This window comes from Synechococcus sp. PCC 7502 (genome assembly GCF_000317085.1).
GTDB lineage: Bacteria > Cyanobacteriota > Cyanobacteriia > Pseudanabaenales > Pseudanabaenaceae > PCC-7502.
The window spans coordinates 3,043,223-3,060,593 of the sequence record NC_019702.1 but is presented as its reverse complement, the minus strand read 5'-3'; the positions used below and the strand labels follow the sequence as shown (position 1 = coordinate 3,060,593).

Here is a 17,371-nt window from a genome sequence, read left to right as displayed (position 1 = left end):
TAACTCTTTTAACTCTATTTGTCATCGATCCTTATATTCTCTCGATTTTAGTTTTACTTAGGAAAAACAATGCCAAGTCAGATTCCCTTTTCTTTTTCAGACCTTATCACAGGCTATGTTACTCACTTTAATCGCAGTGATAAAAGTTTCGGTATCAAAACTTCTGAAGGACGTGAATATACAGCCTACCTTGGCTCAACCACCTATGGTCGCATTAGTCAAAACTTAGAGGAAGGGTACATTGATGCCACTGGACAGTTAAACGAGTTATTGAAGCCCGGTCAACACATTTTTGCCTATGGTGTTTTTTACCCCAAGGGAGACGATCATAAATTTGAAGCTAAATCCCTTGTTTTTCCCGGAGATGCCCCTGATAAGTACCGCCATGAAGAACCAGACTGGTGGATTAAGCAAATCCGTTCGATCGCCGACAAATATCTAAAGTGGCAATTTAATTACCCAAATCAGCCCATTGACTACCGAGAATATCGCACAATGCTGAAGTTAACGGGGGAGAAACAAAAGGACGACTACTTACAGGAAACAGATACAGTTTCTCGATTGGTATATGGATTTGCCTCGGCATTTCTATTAACTGGCGAAGATCGATTTTTAGAAGGGGCGGAACTGGGGACAGAATATCTACGCGACCACATGCGGTTTTATGATCCAGATGAAGACCTAATTTACTGGTATCACGGCGTTAAGGTAACGGGAAATCGAGAACAAAAGTTGTTAACCTCTGAATTTGATGATGACTACGATTGCATCCCCGCCTATGAACAAATCTATGCCTTGGCTGGACCTATTCAAACCTATCGAATCAAACCTATCGAATTTCAGGTGATCCACGCATTTTAAAAGATGCGGAGATGACTATCGATCTATTTAATAAGTTTTACTTAGATCAAGAACAAGGCGGCTATTTTTCCCATATTGATCCTCTGACTCTCGACCCACGGGCGGCATCTATGGGACGGAATCAGGCGCGTAAAAACTGGAATTCTGTCGGTGATCACGCTCCTGCCTATTTAATAAATCTGTATTTAGGCACTGGTCGTCAAGAATATGCAGATATGTTGGAAGACACCTTTGACACCATTGAAAAGTATTTCCAAGACTATGAAAATAGCCCGTTTGTCCAAGAAAAATTCTTTGAAAATTGGGATAAAGATCAATCTTGGGGATGGCAGCAAAATCGGGCTGTAGTTGGACATAACCTCAAAATCGCTTGGAATTTAATGCGGATGCAAAGTCTCAAACCCAAGGATAGCTATGTGTCCCTTGCTCAAAAAATTGCCGAACTAATGCCAGAAGCAGGTAGCGATCGCCAACGGGGAGGCTGGTACGACGTGGTTGAACGCACCAAACAACCAGGTGAAGATTTCTTTAGCTTTGTCTGGCATGATCGTAAAGCTTGGTGGCAACAGGAACAGGCTGTCCTTGCCTATTTAATCCTCCATGGACTACTGCCTAGTGAAGATTATCTAAAACATGCCCGTGAGGTCGCGGCATTCTATAATGCCTTCTTCCTCGACCATGATGACGGTGCTGTTTATTTTAATGTTCTGGCAAATGGTACGCCATTTTTGATGGGAACAGAGAGATATAAAGGGTCTCACTCCATGTCAGCCTATCATTCTACGGAGTTATGCTATTTATCCGCAGTTTATACTAATCTTCTGATTACCAAACAGCCTTTAGATTTATACTTCAAACCATTTCCTAAAGGTTTCCCCGATGGCATTTTACGAGTTTCTCCAGATATTCTGCCCCCTGGTAGTATTAAAATTAGCTCTGTAGAAATTGATGGGCAACCCTATGCCGACTTTGATGCGTTGGGATTAACCGTTAAACTTCCTGATACTCAGGAGCGAGTGAAAATTAAGGTTCAAATTATTCCCACTGCTTAATTTCTACTACTTAATTTCTAAGAGTAACCACACTAAAAGGATATGCTGAATGGATATTAAACTAAAATCCGTAGGAGAAATTCAGGTGGTCGAGCTAGATGGTGATATTGATGCCAGTACTGCCCCCGATGTCACTAAGTTTGTGTCTGAGTTGGTGAAGCCCCATATTCGCTTACTATTGGATATGACTAAGGTTCCCTACATGTCTAGTGCAGGCTTACGCACCCTCCTTTCCCTGTATCGACAAATCACAACCAAAGAAGGAAAGGTGGTCTTAGTTGGGTTAAGTGAAGAATTAGTTGACACCATGTCCGTCACAGGTTTTTTGGATTTCTTTATTACCACATCAAGCCAAGAAGAGGGCTTAGCCACTTTAGCTTAGGAAGTTTAGGACTATTATGGAACGTATTGATATTCATCCAACTCATTCCTATGAGAGCTTTAAATTACGCTTAGGAAAGCCACAACCCTTTGGAGCAACTATAGTTCCTGGGGGTGTGAATTTTTCCATTTTCTCCAGTCATGCTACTTCCTGTACTTTAGTTTTATTTAAAAAACATGCTAAAGCCCCCTTAGCAGAGATACCTTTCCCCGATGAGTTTCGGATTGGGAATGTCTATTGCATGGTTGTATTTGATCTTGATTATGAAAATCTAGAGTACGGCTATCGCATGGATGGTCCTAATAATTTCCAGCAGGGGCATTGGTTTGATCCTAGTAAAATTTTACTAGACCCCTACGCCAAAATTATTGGTGGGCGAGATGTGTGGGGGGTAACACCTGATTGGGAGGATATTTATCACCATCGGGGCAGAATTGCCTTTGATGATTTTGATTGGGGCAATGACCGTGCCTTAGAGATTCCACCAGAGGATCAAATTATCTACGAGATGCACGTGCGGAGCTTTACGCGCCATGAATCTTCAGGAATTAAGAAAAATCATCGAGGTACCTTTGCGGGCATTCGCGATAAAATTCCCTACCTAAAAGAATTGGGTGTTAATGCCGTTGAGTTAATGCCTGTTTACGAGTTTGATGAATTTGAAAATTCCCGTCCCAATCCCCAAACAGGAGAAACTCTCTATAATTACTGGGGCTATAGTACCGTAGGATTTTTCTCCCCGAAGGCGGGTTATGCTGCTACGGGTAAATTTGGCATGCAGGTTGATGAGTTAAAAAACCTTGTCAAGGAACTGCATAAAAATGGGATTGAAGTAATTTTGGATGTGGTCTTTAACCACACGGCAGAGGGAAATGAGCGTGGTCCGACTATTTCTTTTCGAGGTATTGATAATAAGACCTACTATATGATGACTCCAGAGGGTTATTACTTTAACTTTAGTGGTTGTGGTAATACGATTAATTGTAATAATCCTATCGTGCGGAATATAGTTTTAGATTGTTTACGCTATTGGGCAGCTGAGTATCATATTGATGGATTTCGGTTTGATTTGGCTTCGATTCTGGGACGAGACCCTTGGGGTTATCCGTTGGCAAATCCTCCATTATTAGAGTCGTTGGCTTTTGATCCAATTTTAGCAAAGTGTAAACTGATTGCCGAAGCTTGGGATGCAGGTGGATTATATCAAGTGGGTTCTTTCCCTGCCTACGGTCGTTGGGCGGAGTGGAATGGTAAGTACCGAGATGGCATTCGTAAATTTCTTAAGGGAGATGGCACCGTAGGACAGATTGCTCAGTGTTTACAAGGTTCTCCAGACCTCTATGCCTGGGCGGGAAGGGCTCCTGCTACTTCAATTAATTTTATTACTGCCCATGATGGTTTTACCTTAATGGATTTGGTTTCCTATAACCACAAACATAATGAAGCCAATGGTGAAAATAACAATGATGGTAGTAATGATAACGATAGTTGGAACTGTGGTTGGGAAGGAGCAACCGATGATGTAGCGATTAATGCCCTGCGTCGTCGTCAGATCAAAAATGCGATCGCCATGCTTATGGTTAGTCAAGGTGTACCGATGTTGCTCATGGGTGATGAAGTTGGTCGCACTCAAAACGGAAATAACAATACCTACTGTCACGATAATGAACTAAGTTGGTTGGATTGGCATCTGCAAACTAAAAATTCTGACATATTAGATTTTGTTAAACACTGTATAGCTTTTCGGCGATCGCATCCCGTTCTGCGTAATCCTAACCATTTCCGTAATCAAGATTATGTGGGTAGTGGTTATGCTGATATTACTTGGCATGGTACTAAAGCCTGGAATGCGGACTGGTCAGAGGAGAATCGGGCGATCGCTTTTATGCTCTGTGGAAAACATGCTAAAGGGGGAACCGTCGAGGATAATTATATTTATGTGGCGATGAATATGCATTGGCAAACGCAGTGGTTTGAGATCCCAAGCTTACCTCAGTCTTTGCAGTGGCATATATTTGCTAATACGGGTGCAATTTTCCCTTCAAGCTATTTACCGGGGACTGAACCTGTGCTAGATCATCAATCGGGTTTATTAGTTGGCGATCGCTCTGTGGTGATTTTAGTCGGCAAGTAAACTTTCTCTTAATTTCGGACAATCCCTAATCATTTACAAGGACTTATAATCATGACTTTTACCGCAACTTTAGAAATTATTGATGATGTCGCCAAGATTACCCTAGCAGGAGAATTAGATGCGGCAACAGCCCCAGTTTTAAAAGTAGAAGTTGAGAAGGCAGCCGAACATAAGGTAAAAAAATTAGTTTTATTTGCCCATGACTTAGAATATATGGCTAGTGCAGGTTTGCGGGTCTTACTTTTCTCTAAGCAAAAAATGGGAGTAGATGTGGATATTTATGTAGTGGGAGCGCAGGAATTTATTTTAGAAACTCTGGAAAAAACAGGCTTTGCTCAGAGCGTGATTCTTGTGGATAAATATGAGGATTAATTTAAACTGGAGTCTATTTAGGGAACTCATTAAGATCACAATATGCAGAGGATAAAATAGAATTTCTATTCAATTATTCTGCAAAAGCATCATGGAAAATCGGAGTTCTTGTATTCATCACCTGTTTGAGCAGCAAGTCTCGGAACAACCTCAAGCGATCGCTGTTATTGATCAAAATCGAAGTCTCACCTACCAAGAACTTAATCAAAGAGCTAATCAACTAGCCAGCTACCTTAAATCTCTGGGGGTTAAACAGGAAGTGCTGATTGGAGTCTGCCTAGAACGGTCTGCCGAGATGGTGATTGCTTTGTTGGCAATTCTTAAAGCAGGTGGTGGTTACGTTCCCTTTGATCCCTGTTATCCCCAAGAGAGGCTTAATTTTACAATCCATGATGCTGGAATTTTTTGCTTACTTACTCAAAAGTCCTTACAAGGTCTCTTCCCTAAAATTTCCGTACCATTGATTTGTCTTGATCAAGAACAGGAAGCGATCACCCAGTTTCCCACTGATAACTTACCCTCAATCGCCACATCCGAAAATCTGGCATATATAATCTATACCTCTGGCTCCACGGGTAAACCGAAGGGCGTAGCGATCGAACATCGCAGTACGGTGGCATTTATTAACTGGGCACAAAGTTTCTATCCTCAATCAACATTGGCAGGGGTTTTAGCTTCCACTTCCATCTGTTTTGATCTATCCATTTTTGAATTGTTTGTAACTTTAAGTTGTGGTGGGAAGGCAATTCTGGCTGATAATGCTTTACAGTTACCCCATCTTCCCTTTGCTAATGCAGTTACTTTAATTAATACAGTCCCCTCGGCAATCGCTACTCTTTTAAAGATTAAAGGGATTCCCACTTCAGTTCTTACTATCAATTTAGCGGGAGAAGCTCTATCGGCAAAGCTTGTACATGGTCTTTATCAGTTAGAACATATTCAACAGGTTTTTAATCTCTATGGACCATCAGAAGATACGACCTATTCTACGGTTGCCCTTATTTCTAAGGATTTTACGGGCATTCCACCTATTGGCAAAGCGATCGCCGAAACTGAAATTTACTTGCTCAATTCCGATTATCAACCTGTACCCCAAGGTACTGAAGGCGAAATTTATATTGCGGGGGCTGGATTGGCAAGGGAGTATCTCCACCGTCCTGAACTTACCGAGGCAAAATTTATCCCTAATCCCTTCGCAGATCAATTTGGGACAAGATTATATAAAACGGGTGATTTAGGAGTGTTGTTGCCCGATGGCAATTATCAATTTTTAGGCAGAATCGATCATCAAGTTAAGTTACGAGGATTTCGGATCGAATTGGGGGAAATCGAAGCAGTATTAGAGGAAAATTCAGATATTAATCAAGCAATTGTCTCCGTACAGTCCCTTTCTCAAGAATCCGTGTCTCAAGAATTTGTGATAGAAGAGCAACAGCTAATTGCCCATATCATTCCCAATGAGCCTAGTTCTAAAATTTCTCTACAGCATATCAAAAACTTTCTCAAGGAAAAACTGCCCCATTACATGATCCCATATTACTTTATGGTGATGGAGCAATTTCCGTTAACCCCGACTGGGAAGATAGATCGCAATGCTTTACCTCTACCGAATTGGCAAAAGACAGCATTAGATACTTATATTCCCCCAAATACATCGTTAGAGAGTCAATTAGTCAAAATTTGGCAGCATTTCTTAAAAACCGAGAAAATTGGGATTGCAGATTCTTTCTTTGATTTAGGTGGTGACTCTCTATTAGTTGCCCAGATGTTGTATCGCCTTCTTAAAGTATTTGGGATCGAAGTATCCTTTGCCTATTTCCTAGAGCAGCCAACCATCGCTAACTTAGCAACTGCGATCGCTTCTTTTAATCACAACAATAATCAAAATAATCATTTCCTGTCATCCCACTCAACCCTAGATTATCCTGATGATGCCATCCTGCCCTCAGATATTAATCCCCAATCATCTTTTGATCTCATTTCACTTCAAGATTTACCACAAGCAATTCTCTTAACTGGGGTAACAGGCATATTAGGAGTGCATTTACTCCATGAGCTATTACAGCAAACCTCTGCTCAAATCTATTGCTTAGTTCGCGCGAAAACTGTAGAGGTAGGCTTATCCCGCATTGAAACTCATTTACGGCAGCAGTGTCTATATCAGGAACAGTGGCAAGATCGAATTATTCCCGTTTTAGGAGATTTAGCCGAACCAAGATTAGGGTTGTCGTCCCAAGAATATGAATACCTAACTAAGAGAATTGATCAAATTTATCACTGTGGAGCTTGGGTAAATATTGTCTATCCCTATACGCTGTTAAGGGAAACTAATGTCAAAGGCACCCTAGAAGTTCTCCGTCTTGCCTGCTTAGATCGAATCAAACCAGTTCATTTTGTTTCAACTGTAGATGTTTTTCCCTCCACTGGCATCAGAAAAATTACAGAACAGGATGCGATTAGACAAGTGCATTTATGTAGTGGCTATGCAGAAAGTAAGGCGATCGCCGAAAAATTAGTGATGGCAGCTTATAACCGAAGTCTCCCTATTTCCATTTACCGTCCCAGCAATATTATCGGTACCGTGGCATCGGGCTTGATTTCCAATGGCTTTATCGCCAAAATGTTAGAGAGTTGCATCCAAATGGGAACTGCTCCCAACCTAGAGGCTTGTGTTAATCTTGTACCAGTTAATTATGTAAGTCAGGCAATTGTCACACTCTCTCAGGTAAAAGGAAGCACAGGAAAAGCCTTTCATTTAGTAAATACTCAACCAATTTCGTGGATTGAATTAGTCCAGTGGCTCAATCAACGGGGCTATCCTCTGCAACTGGTATCTCATCAAACTTGGTACCGACAACTCGACCAATTAATTAGCCAAAATGTGGGAATTTCCCTGAGTCCCCTAATCTTACCCTTAGCCCATCCTAATTTTGTGCAACGTTCTCTCGGGGCATTTCATTTTACGAAAAACCAAACATCCTCTGACCTAGATGAACTAGGAATTAGCTGTCCTTCAGTCCATGATTTACTCCAAAATATATTTAAGCCCATGAATTTACCAACTAATTTGCGATCGCCCAACCCAATTTCTATTCATTGACAACTCCCTGAAACAAAGGTCTTACTCGCAGATTTTAAGCAGGCATTTTTCCTAAATTCATCAGTCAGATTAATTTTATACATAACTGAGTCAGCCCCATTTAGAATCTGGTTGCCAGAATTACTTCCCTTTAAGCCATCTAATACCTGCAAAGAAGACTCGATCGTAAACTTCTCTCCGACTTTTGTATCTAAAATATAGCTAATTGTATCTTTGCCTGAAACTTGGTCTGTTTCCCCCGTTCCTGGTTTTTTGGTAACGGAAAAATCTAAATTACTAATCTGCCTTTGACTAACATAGGTTTTAGCGATCGCCTGATAGTACGCATTTTCCGTAACAGGATTACCAAACCCACCTAAAGCTCTTTCCACAATGACTTTCACTGGTGTCCCCTTGGGCAATTGTGACGAAGTGATTATAAACGTATCTCCCCAAAATAACTTAACAGTTGCCTCCGCCGCCGTGTTAGCTATTCGAGTATAAACTTGCAATAACTCGCTTTTTTCTGAAAATCCAATCTGTAAACTTTCAATTCTGTGAATAGAGCTAACAAAATTACCATCACGATTATCAACTGTCGCCACATCCACATTAGGCAGCTTAGTTTGCAACATTAGATTTGCGATATTCAGAAGAAACTTAGTTTTAGTGATCACTGAAGACACTACCTTCTGCCCTAAACGCACCGTATTAGTTCTGTTATAACCAATATAAAACTCAGAGCGATCGCAGTCCTGTGGACACAAAATAAAATTAGATCGCTGTCTATTTAAGGTATTTGCCAATTGTGCCTCATTAGGGGTAGCTAAAGCAAAGCCATGATCCCCTAACAAAGTAACAACTAGATTTAGAGAAATAGCAAATCCCAACTTGAGCAATAAGGAATTAAAGGATTTAAATTTGTTATTTAATTTGTTATTCATAAACATTAAGTGATGATTAAAAGTTTGTTAAAAATAAAGTTATACTTTTGGAATAATAAACGTACTAAGACAAATTGTAAAAAGCGTAAAATAAAATTTAATCTTTTCATGATGTTTAATCAGATGTTAAAAAATTCTAGTTGGCAAATAAATATTTAAATCCCCAAAAGATAACAGAAATTATTTTGAAACTTATTATCAAAAATGAGTAACTCTAATACTTCTCCTAATCAGCAAAATTATCCCAAGGAAACACAATCCTTAATTCGCAGTACCCTTATTAAAACTGCGCTAGGGATTGGTGCGGTAATTCTTGCCTCTACAGCCTGTGGTTATTTATATCTAGTTCAAAAAATTACCAATGAAGAATTGGCTAGAACTGATGAATATATTAAATTACGAGGAAAGCGAGAAAGTGTGGTTTTTGTTGGAGCAAAAGATGATAATAATATTCTTAAAAATGCCCTATTAAAAACATTTAAAGAGAATTCTCAAACAAACTCCCAAACTAGCTTTAGTAGAAGCTTTGATCAAGAGTTTATAACTATGCTCGATGGCACAACTCGAAATCGTCCCGAAAAATTTAATCTTGAATGGACTTCGGGTGTATTTTTAGGAGCAAATGTTAAGATTGATGCAGAGATGAAACAACGTATTTCTATCTATTTTGATCTGCTTAAAAACTTTGGACCAGCTTGGCAGAAAAACTTTGTTAATACTTATATTCAAGTTCCAGAAAATGGGATTGTTATCTATATGCCTAGCTATGCTTGGGCACAAAATGCTCCATCAACAAAAGCTTTTCGGGTTACTGATGACGAATCTTTTCAAATTACAAGGAAGATTAATAATCCTCAAAGAGAAACTGTTTGGACTGGTATTTATTATGATCAAGTTGCTAAACAGTGGATGGTTTCCTGTGTAACTCCATTTGATTTAAATGGCAAACATATTGGCACTATTGGACATGATATTTTTATTGATGAACTACGATCAAGAACTATTAATGTCAGTTTAGAAGGAACCTATAATCTCATTTTTCAGGCTAATGGTGATTTAATTGCCCATCCTCAATTTATGGAACAGATCACTAAAACTAATGGTGATTTCAATATTTTAAAAAGTGGTAAACAAAATTTAATTAATATTTTTAATGCTGTTACTACAGAAAAAAATGATAATGAAATTATTAATAATGTCAAAAATAATGAATATCTTGTAGTTACTAAAATTAATGGACCTAATTGGTATTTAGTCACTGTTATTCCTCAAGCATTTTTACAAAAAAAGGCGATTGATACAGCCCAATTGATTGTTCTATTGGGGTTTCTGTCACTATTTACGGAAATTCTGATTTTAATTTATATTATGCGTCGTCAAATTTCAGCACCTCTGGATCATTTAATGGATGCTACAGAAGCGATCGCCAAAGGAAATCTTGATATTAAATTAGATATTAATCGCAGAGATGAATTAGGTCGTCTGGCATACCTTTTTAATCACATGTCTCAGCAGTTACAGGAATCCTTTAATAACCTCGCTAAAACTAATGAGGAATTAGAAATAAGAGTTGATCAACGCACCCGTGAATTAAAGGAAGCTAAGGAACAAGCAGAAGAAGCTAACAAATTTAAAAGTGCATTTTTGGCTAACATGAGCCATGAACTCCGCACTCCCCTGAATGCCATTATTGGTTACAGTGAAATGCTGCAAGAGGAGGCTGAAGAAATTGGTGAAGCGGGATTTATTAAAGACCTCAAAAAAATTCAAGGCGCAGGCAAGCATTTACTTGAGTTAATTAATGACGTTTTAGATTTATCCAAAATCGAAGCGGGGAAAATGGATTTATATTTAGAAAGCTTTGAAATTCGTCCAGTCTTAGAAGAAATTATTTCCACAATCCAGCCCTTAACTGAAAAAAATAACAATACTCTAAAATTAAGCTGCGGTGATGATTTAGGCATCATGTTTGCCGATGTGACTAAAGTTAGACAAAGCCTATTTAACTTGATTAGTAATGCTAGTAAATTTACCCACAATGGCACAATTACCCTTAGCATTAATCGCTATGTCCAAAATCAAAAAAACCAAAATCAACAAGATTGGATTACCTTTACAGTTCAAGATACTGGAATTGGCATGACTCCAGAGCAAGTTGGTAAGCTATTTCAAGAGTTTTCTCAAGCTGATGCTTCCACCACGCGCAAATATGGAGGTACAGGACTTGGCTTAGTAATTACCAAAAAATTTACGGAAATGATGGGAGGAGCGATTTTTGTTGAGAGTGAATTCAACGTTGGTACAACTTTTACCATTAAGTTACCTGCCCAAGTTATTGATCCCACTAAAAATAATCTGGACGATTCTAATATAGCGATCGCTGGCGTATCCGCAGTCTTTCATGGCAAAAAAATCTTAGTAATTGATGATGACCCCACCACCCATGACATGATTCGCAGCTTTCTTGAACCTGAAGGATTTGAAATTATTGCTACTACTAACCCTGAAGAAGGATTGCGCTGGGCAAAGGAACAACATCCTGATGGGATTATTTTAGATGTAATTATGCCCAAAATAGATGGCTGGGCGGTGCTAACTCGGCTCAAATCCGATCCAGAACTTGCTTCCATTCCTGTGATTATGGCAACGGTATTGGATGATCAAAATATTGGCTATACCCTAGGTGCCACAGGTTATCTAACTAAACCAATCCAAAAGGAACAACTTAAGGAAATTTTGGATAGATATAAGTCTAAATTATCTTCTCGGTTAATTCTTGTGGTTGATGATGACGCCAATAATCGTAGTCTGATGCGGCGACAATTAGAAAAAGAGGATTGGATTGTCATCGAAGCAGATAATGGACGTAATGCTATAGCTCAACTGGAGAAAAATACACCAGCCTTAATTTTACTTGACCTAATGATGCCTGAAGTTGATGGGTTTGAGGTAATTAATCAAATGCACCAACATCAGCACTGGCGAGAAATTCCTGTCATAGTTATTACGGCTAAAGATTTAACAGAATCTGATCGCCAATACTTAAATAGCTACGCAGAAAGAATAATGCAAAAAGGAGCATATAACCGCCAAGATTTATTAAAAGAAGTGCGACAACTTCTGCAGCAGGTAATTTAACTAAAATTTTTGCCCATTAAAAATGATTTTCCCAAACAAATCCTTAAATCTTAAAATATTGACAATGATTGAGAGTTAGTATGACTAAAGTTTTACTTGTTGAAGACAATGAGATGAATCGAGATATGCTCTCACGCCGCCTAGAGCGCAAAGGCTATGAGGTTTTGATTGCGGTTGATGGGGCTGAAGGTGTTTCTATGGGACTAGAAAGTAAACCTGATATTATTCTTATGGATATGAGCTTACCAATTATTGACGGTTGGACAGCTACGCAACAGTTAAAAACAAATCCTAGTACCGCCCATATTCCAATTATTGCACTTACAGCCCATGCTATGGCAGGCGATCGTGAAAAAGCACTAGCAGCAGGATGTAATGACTATGATACAAAGCCCATTGATTTACCTCGATTACTGAGTAAAATGGCTCATCTTTTAGAAACTTGATCGTTGAGTGTTCGATAGTGGGAAGATTTAGCAAAATTATTCCGTAATATTTCGTAAGATTTAGTAATATATTTAATATTAATAACTAATACTTTTATAGCTTTGCTCTTTTTTAATACCCTAAAACCTCCATTTAAAAATAACCTTTTTACAGATAAACCTAGAGGAAACTTGAAGTTTTACGATAATTGGGACACTAGCTCAATTCAGATCAATGGGATCGGCTTAAATTGGTGGACTTGGTCTGACCACTTCACCCTGTGGCTAGCTTCAGCTTTTTTAGTATCCATTCCAGTTTTTTTTCAAGCTCCACTGGTAAGGCAGGCTCCGTGGTTAAGCCTAATTTTAACCGTAGGGTGGTTGGCAATAGCGGAAATACTCCTAGTCAGTGGCAATGTTAGTGGCGATCGCAAATCTCAGCAATTTGGTAGTTTAATCTGGGGCTTTAGCCTAAGTTGGGTATGTGGTACCGCCTATTGGGGTTGGTTACGGTTTGAACCCTTGTGGCATTTACCCATTGAAGCGATCGCCCTACCCTGGGCGGTATGGGCATTAACCAAAAGTACTCATCAAATTGGTGGTTGGTTTTATTTAGCTTCTCTGCTAGGAACAGCCGTAACAGACCTTTACTTTTATCTCAATAATTTAATTCCCCATTGGCGGGCAATCATGGAACTGGATGGTAATCTTGCGGCAATCCAACCTATCTTTCAAGATGCTGTAGCCCAATTGCAAACCATAGGAGGTATTGGTTCAGGAGTTGTACTGGCGATCGCAATTACGGTCATAGCGATTAAAGCAATGGCATCATCGGAATTACACAGTTGGAGTTTTGCGGGAGCTTTGTTAAGCACTATTTTTGTTGATGCTCTGTTTGCAATTGTTGCTTGTTTTTGCTGATTGCCTGTATTTGCTAGGGTTTCATCTCTTGCTAAATAGATTGATATAGGTCAATATAAGTAAGCAAATTAGAGATAAGGAGATGCAAAAGATTCAAAATTTAGCTTCTTCACCCTATCTTCTGATTACTACTCCCTTTGGAACTGCTAAAGTTTCCCTAGATCAGCAATCTTCTTGGAAAATCGGTAGGGGTAAAGATAATGATATTGCCTTACCAGATAAATCCACATCTCGCTATCATGCTCTGCTTCAGCTTTTGGGTGATAATTTTACCCTGATCGATCTGGGCAGTCGGAATGGTTCATTTGTTAACTCCCAACGGGTAATTGTCCCCACCGCCTTAAAACCGGGCGATCGCATTTCCATTGGTAATACTTACATTGATTTCTTCTACCCTCAACATCAGCCTAATCAATTTGAGGATAGCACTACCAGCACAGCTAAGACAGAAATGCTGCATCAACGGCAATTGATCACAGTTTTAGTGATTGACATCCGTAACTTTACTCGGTTATCTCAACAACTGGATGAAAATATACTTTCACAAATGATTGGGTCTTGGTTTAATCAGGCGGGACAGATTGTTTCTAGCTACGGTAGTGCCGTAAATAAGTATATTGGTGATGCGGTAATGTCGATTTGGATTCATAACCCTGAGTTAAATAATAATTGCATAAACCAGTCTTTGAGTCAGTCTTCTAGCCAACAAATGCTCCAAATATTTTCGGCTCTGCGGGAATTATTTATCATGAGTAATAGCCTTAATCGCAAGTTTCAACTTCCATTCACGCTGCGAGTGGGGGCAGGGATAAATACTGGTTATGCCATGGTTGGGCAAATGGGAACTAGTGGTACCGACTATACCGCTTTGGGGGATACTGTTAATGCTGCCTTTAGACTGGAATCGGTAACCAAAGAAATCAATGTCGATATTGCTCTAGGACAGAAAACCTATGAATCTATGCCCAATGCTCACTTGTTGTTACCCTTTAAACAGCATTTAGTCAACCTTAAGGGTTATGATAAGCGCATTAGTACCTATGCTGGTAATTTAATTGACTTAGAACATTATCTCAAAAATATGAACCTCTAGTCAGGAGTTAGTCTGCCTATGAAACCCCAGCTTATATTGCATTTGGAACAAGGCGATCGCTCAGTTTCTTTAATAAATGCTACCGCTTGGACAGTTGGGAGAAGTGAAGATAGTGCAATTATCCTTGATGATACCTGGGCATCTCGCAACCACGCAGTTTTGCAGATCATGGAGTCTAAGTTGTATGTAATTGACCTTGGCAGCCTGAACGGTACATTTGTTAACGGCAAACGCGTTAATATTCCCATTGTTTTAAATAACGGCGATAAAATTACTTTTGCGACTACAGAGTCACATATCTTTTTTGAAGAGCAAGTCACAATCGAAGCCCCAGCCATCCAAAAGCAAAAAAAGACGGTAATGCTTCATCATCGCCAGCTAATTACAGTTTTAGTTGTAGATATTCGCGATTTCACCGTTTTAGCCCGCAGATTAGAGGAAAAAGTTTTATCTCAGGTAATTGGTACTTGGTTTGGAAAAGCTACAGAAATTATTAATAGTTACGGCAGTTGGGTCGATAAATACATTGGTGATGCAGTTATGGCAGTGTGGGTTCATAAAACCACTGATAAAAATATTAAAGTGAATCCTAACGAGATATTAGAAGTATTTCAGGCTTTATATGCCCTGCATCAAATGACAGATAATCTGAATAGAGAATTTTCTTTGCCCATGCAACTCCGAGTTGGCGCAGGTATTAATACGGGTAATGCTACCGTTGGACAATTAGGGGCAGGAAATCGCCCAGAATACACAGCCATAGGAGATACGGTCAATTATGCTTTTCGCCTAGAGTCTGCCACTAAAGCAATTGGTGCAGATATTGCCATTGGGGAACTTACCTATAATTACGGTCACGATTCTCAACTTTTACAATTTAAGCAGCATCAAGTCATGCTAAAAGGCTATGACACCCCTACTAATACCTTTGCGGGAAAGTTTGCTGACCTTAAGAAATTTTTAGATCAAGTTGTAGTGCCATCTAGTTAAAAATAAATCTTAAAAAATAAAACTAGGCGATCGCCACTTGGGTATCTACCTAGTTATAAATTACTAAAAAATATTGATAGAAACCTTGATATTAAGTCAGAAAATTACAAATCTCCACCCTTTGCCGCCAGTAGAAAAATTACTACAGGACCAGAAACCACAACTAGAGCCAAACAGGTAAGCTGAAAGATGAGCTTAAAGTTAATACCTACCAAAAACGTAGTAAGACCGTCAAGAAATTCCATATAGATATTTGGTAAAAAATTGTTTATAAATATTCTATCAACCTAAGAGTCTTAAAATCCACTACAGTTAGGATTCATAATTATTCCTCAGGCTGAAATTTAACATTCTTTACAATAAGTATGACTACAGAGAGTTCAGAGATATTAAATCCTCCAGCTACTACCCCCGCTATTCCTGCTATTACAGTTGAGAACCTGACTAAGACCTATCGCACTGGTTTTTGGTTGAATCAACAGGTTAATTCGCTCAAAGCTTGTTCTTTAACAGTACAAACAGGCGAGACCTTTGGGTTGCTTGGGGCTAATGGTGCAGGTAAGACTACCCTTCTCAAATTATTATTAGGCATTATCCAACCCACCTCTGGAACAGCAAGTTTGTTAGGGCATGATCTGGGCGATCGCCTCTCAAGACAAAAAATTGGCTACTTACCCGAAAATGCCTACTACTATGACTACCTAACTGGGTGGGAACTCCTAGATTTTATGGGTAGTATGTTTGGGATTGCTGCCCGTCACAGAACCGATCGCATTGCCGAGTTACTAGACTTAGTGGGTTTGTCCCAATTAACAGCCCGTAAGAAACAAATTCGCCAATATTCCAAGGGCATGGTGCAAAGGATCGGCTTAGCACAGGCTTTGATTAATGATCCTGAACTTGTCTTCCTAGATGAACCCATGTCTGGACTCGATCCCGTTGGACGCTATCAAATTCGGGAAATTATTCTCACCCTTAAACAACAGGGAAAAACGGTATTTTTTAATAGCCATATTCTATCCGACGTTGAACTAATCTGCGATCGCATTGGCATTTTGCATAGAGGTGAATTAATTGCGATCGGAACTCTGAATGAACTGCTAGGTACAGATCAAACCTTTCAGGTGTCTGGGCATGGAGGCAGTATAGAGAAACTGCAACCTTGGATTAAACATCTAGAGTTGCAGAACAATAGCTGGCATGGCACCTTGAGTGCTGATCCCCAAGCATTTCTTAAATTCCTGCCTGAAATTAACGCTAGTTTAGTGAGCATGAACCTATCTCGGCAAACCCTAGAGGAATTTTTTATTAGCCAAATTCAGGCACAGCCTAATTAAATTAACTTTACTTACCTTCCCGAAAGGTGTACGAGCCAGTTGTACAGAGATTAATTTTATAATCTTCGACCACATCACCATCATCAAACTCCGCCCTAATGTCGTAGCGACAGGTGGCAGCATTACCCTGAAAATAAATTTTGGTGGAATCACCCGAACTTAAGGTATCTCGCCCTAAAACATCTTCTTCCCAACTTTTAGCACCACTGGGAGATACATACAAATGCTTAATATCTACAGAAGTTTTGTTGAATACCCTAAAGTCCCGTTGATCAGCAAAAGCAGGCTGAATAGCAAATAGGATTGTAGTGCTGAGAGCAAGACTGCGTAAGGCGTTTTTAATCATTTAGCTAAGATGAAGATTTGCACGTCAATATATCAGAAAGATTTATCTTAGGCAACTGCTGAATGCCTTGAAGTAAGGGTTATCAAATGCAGCAAGCTATTCAGAAATCCACCGACAAACCAACTTACCGTCGATCTTTACCCATGAAGCAAATAGCTTAGTTTTTGTAGGACTAGAGATCAGTTTAGATAACGATTCTTTTTGTTCGCTTAAAGATTGTTTTTTTACCTTGCCTAATGTGTCGTTCATAACTTTATGTGAGAGCTAATTTCTATGAATTAACTATCTCTTAAACTG

Annotated in this window: 16 protein-coding genes; 12 read left to right on the top strand and 4 right to left on the bottom strand. The window is 39.3% G+C overall.

Features of this window, described 5'->3' with window-relative positions:
- The first annotated feature begins 69 nt into the window (after positions 1-69).
- The 6 genes from SYN7502_RS21075 to SYN7502_RS15245 all read left to right on the top strand — a co-directional run bounded on the left by SYN7502_RS21075 (position 70) and on the right by SYN7502_RS15245 (position 7,901).
- A complete protein-coding gene (locus SYN7502_RS21075; RefSeq protein ID WP_246828934.1) occupies positions 70-861 on the top strand; it encodes an AGE family epimerase/isomerase in 792 nt (263 codons plus the stop codon).
- An 11-nt stretch (positions 862-872) separates the two neighbouring features.
- Positions 873-1,913, top strand: a complete 1,041-nt coding sequence (locus SYN7502_RS21070) for an AGE family epimerase/isomerase (RefSeq protein ID WP_246828933.1) — start codon at positions 873-875, stop codon at positions 1,911-1,913.
- Between the two features lie 49 nt (positions 1,914-1,962).
- Complete coding sequence (locus tag SYN7502_RS15260) at positions 1,963-2,295, top strand: STAS domain-containing protein (protein ID WP_015169663.1); 333 nt, start codon at positions 1,963-1,965, stop codon at positions 2,293-2,295.
- A 16-nt stretch (positions 2,296-2,311) separates the two neighbouring features.
- Positions 2,312-4,429: a glycogen debranching protein GlgX gene (gene glgX / locus SYN7502_RS15255; RefSeq protein WP_015169662.1), complete on the top strand. Its 2,118-nt coding sequence runs from the start codon at positions 2,312-2,314 to the stop codon at positions 4,427-4,429.
- Positions 4,430-4,480: 51 nt separating this feature from the next.
- On the top strand, positions 4,481-4,801 hold the full coding sequence (locus SYN7502_RS15250; protein ID WP_015169661.1) for an anti-sigma factor antagonist: 321 nt from the start codon (positions 4,481-4,483) through the stop codon (positions 4,799-4,801).
- 91 nt (positions 4,802-4,892) lie between these two features.
- Positions 4,893-7,901 (top strand): amino acid adenylation domain-containing protein, encoded by a 3,009-nt coding sequence (locus tag SYN7502_RS15245; protein WP_015169660.1) that lies wholly within the window; start codon positions 4,893-4,895, stop codon positions 7,899-7,901.
- Here SYN7502_RS15245 and SYN7502_RS15240 read toward each other — a convergent pair.
- Positions 7,895-8,824, bottom strand: coding sequence for a hypothetical protein (locus SYN7502_RS15240; protein ID WP_041429545.1), 930 nt, complete (start codon positions 8,822-8,824; stop codon positions 7,895-7,897). The two genes, SYN7502_RS15245 and SYN7502_RS15240, sit on opposite strands and share 7 nt — an antisense overlap.
- Before the next feature lie 204 nt (positions 8,825-9,028).
- Here SYN7502_RS15240 and SYN7502_RS15235 point away from each other — a divergent pair, with 204 nt between their 5' ends.
- The 5 genes from SYN7502_RS15235 to SYN7502_RS15215 all read left to right on the top strand — a co-directional run bounded on the left by SYN7502_RS15235 (position 9,029) and on the right by SYN7502_RS15215 (position 15,391).
- On the top strand, positions 9,029-11,962 hold the full coding sequence (locus tag SYN7502_RS15235; protein WP_015169657.1) for a response regulator: 2,934 nt from the start codon (positions 9,029-9,031) through the stop codon (positions 11,960-11,962).
- Between the two features lie 80 nt (positions 11,963-12,042).
- Entirely contained in the window at positions 12,043-12,408 is a 366-nt protein-coding gene (locus tag SYN7502_RS15230) for a response regulator (protein WP_015169656.1), read from the top strand.
- 171 nt (positions 12,409-12,579) lie between these two features.
- Positions 12,580-13,308: a DUF3120 domain-containing protein gene (locus tag SYN7502_RS15225; protein ID WP_246828932.1), complete on the top strand. Its 729-nt coding sequence runs from the start codon at positions 12,580-12,582 to the stop codon at positions 13,306-13,308.
- An 82-nt stretch (positions 13,309-13,390) separates the two neighbouring features.
- Positions 13,391-14,401 (top strand): adenylate/guanylate cyclase domain-containing protein, encoded by a 1,011-nt coding sequence (locus SYN7502_RS15220; RefSeq protein ID WP_015169654.1) that lies wholly within the window; start codon positions 13,391-13,393, stop codon positions 14,399-14,401.
- 18 nt (positions 14,402-14,419) lie between these two features.
- Positions 14,420-15,391, top strand: coding sequence for an adenylate/guanylate cyclase domain-containing protein (locus tag SYN7502_RS15215; protein WP_015169653.1), 972 nt, complete (start codon positions 14,420-14,422; stop codon positions 15,389-15,391).
- Positions 15,392-15,495: 104 nt separating this feature from the next.
- On the opposite strand, the gene psb30 is transcribed toward SYN7502_RS15215, so the two are convergent.
- Positions 15,496-15,636, bottom strand: a complete 141-nt coding sequence (gene psb30, locus SYN7502_RS15210) for a photosystem II reaction center protein Ycf12/Psb30 (protein ID WP_015169652.1) — start codon at positions 15,634-15,636, stop codon at positions 15,496-15,498.
- Positions 15,637-15,756: 120 nt separating this feature from the next.
- Between psb30 and SYN7502_RS15205 the strand changes: the two genes are divergently transcribed.
- Positions 15,757-16,728, top strand: a complete 972-nt coding sequence (locus SYN7502_RS15205; protein WP_015169651.1) for an ABC transporter ATP-binding protein — start codon at positions 15,757-15,759, stop codon at positions 16,726-16,728.
- Positions 16,729-16,735: 7 nt separating this feature from the next.
- On the opposite strand, the gene SYN7502_RS15200 is transcribed toward SYN7502_RS15205, so the two are convergent.
- Together SYN7502_RS15200 and SYN7502_RS20295 are read right to left on the bottom strand one after the other, a co-directional pair.
- Positions 16,736-17,074: a hypothetical protein gene (locus tag SYN7502_RS15200; RefSeq protein WP_015169650.1), complete on the bottom strand. Its 339-nt coding sequence runs from the start codon at positions 17,072-17,074 to the stop codon at positions 16,736-16,738.
- A gap of 96 nt (positions 17,075-17,170) precedes the next feature.
- Positions 17,171-17,323 (bottom strand): hypothetical protein, encoded by a 153-nt coding sequence (locus SYN7502_RS20295; protein WP_015169649.1) that lies wholly within the window; start codon positions 17,321-17,323, stop codon positions 17,171-17,173.
- Between the last annotated feature and the right edge of the window lie 48 nt (positions 17,324-17,371).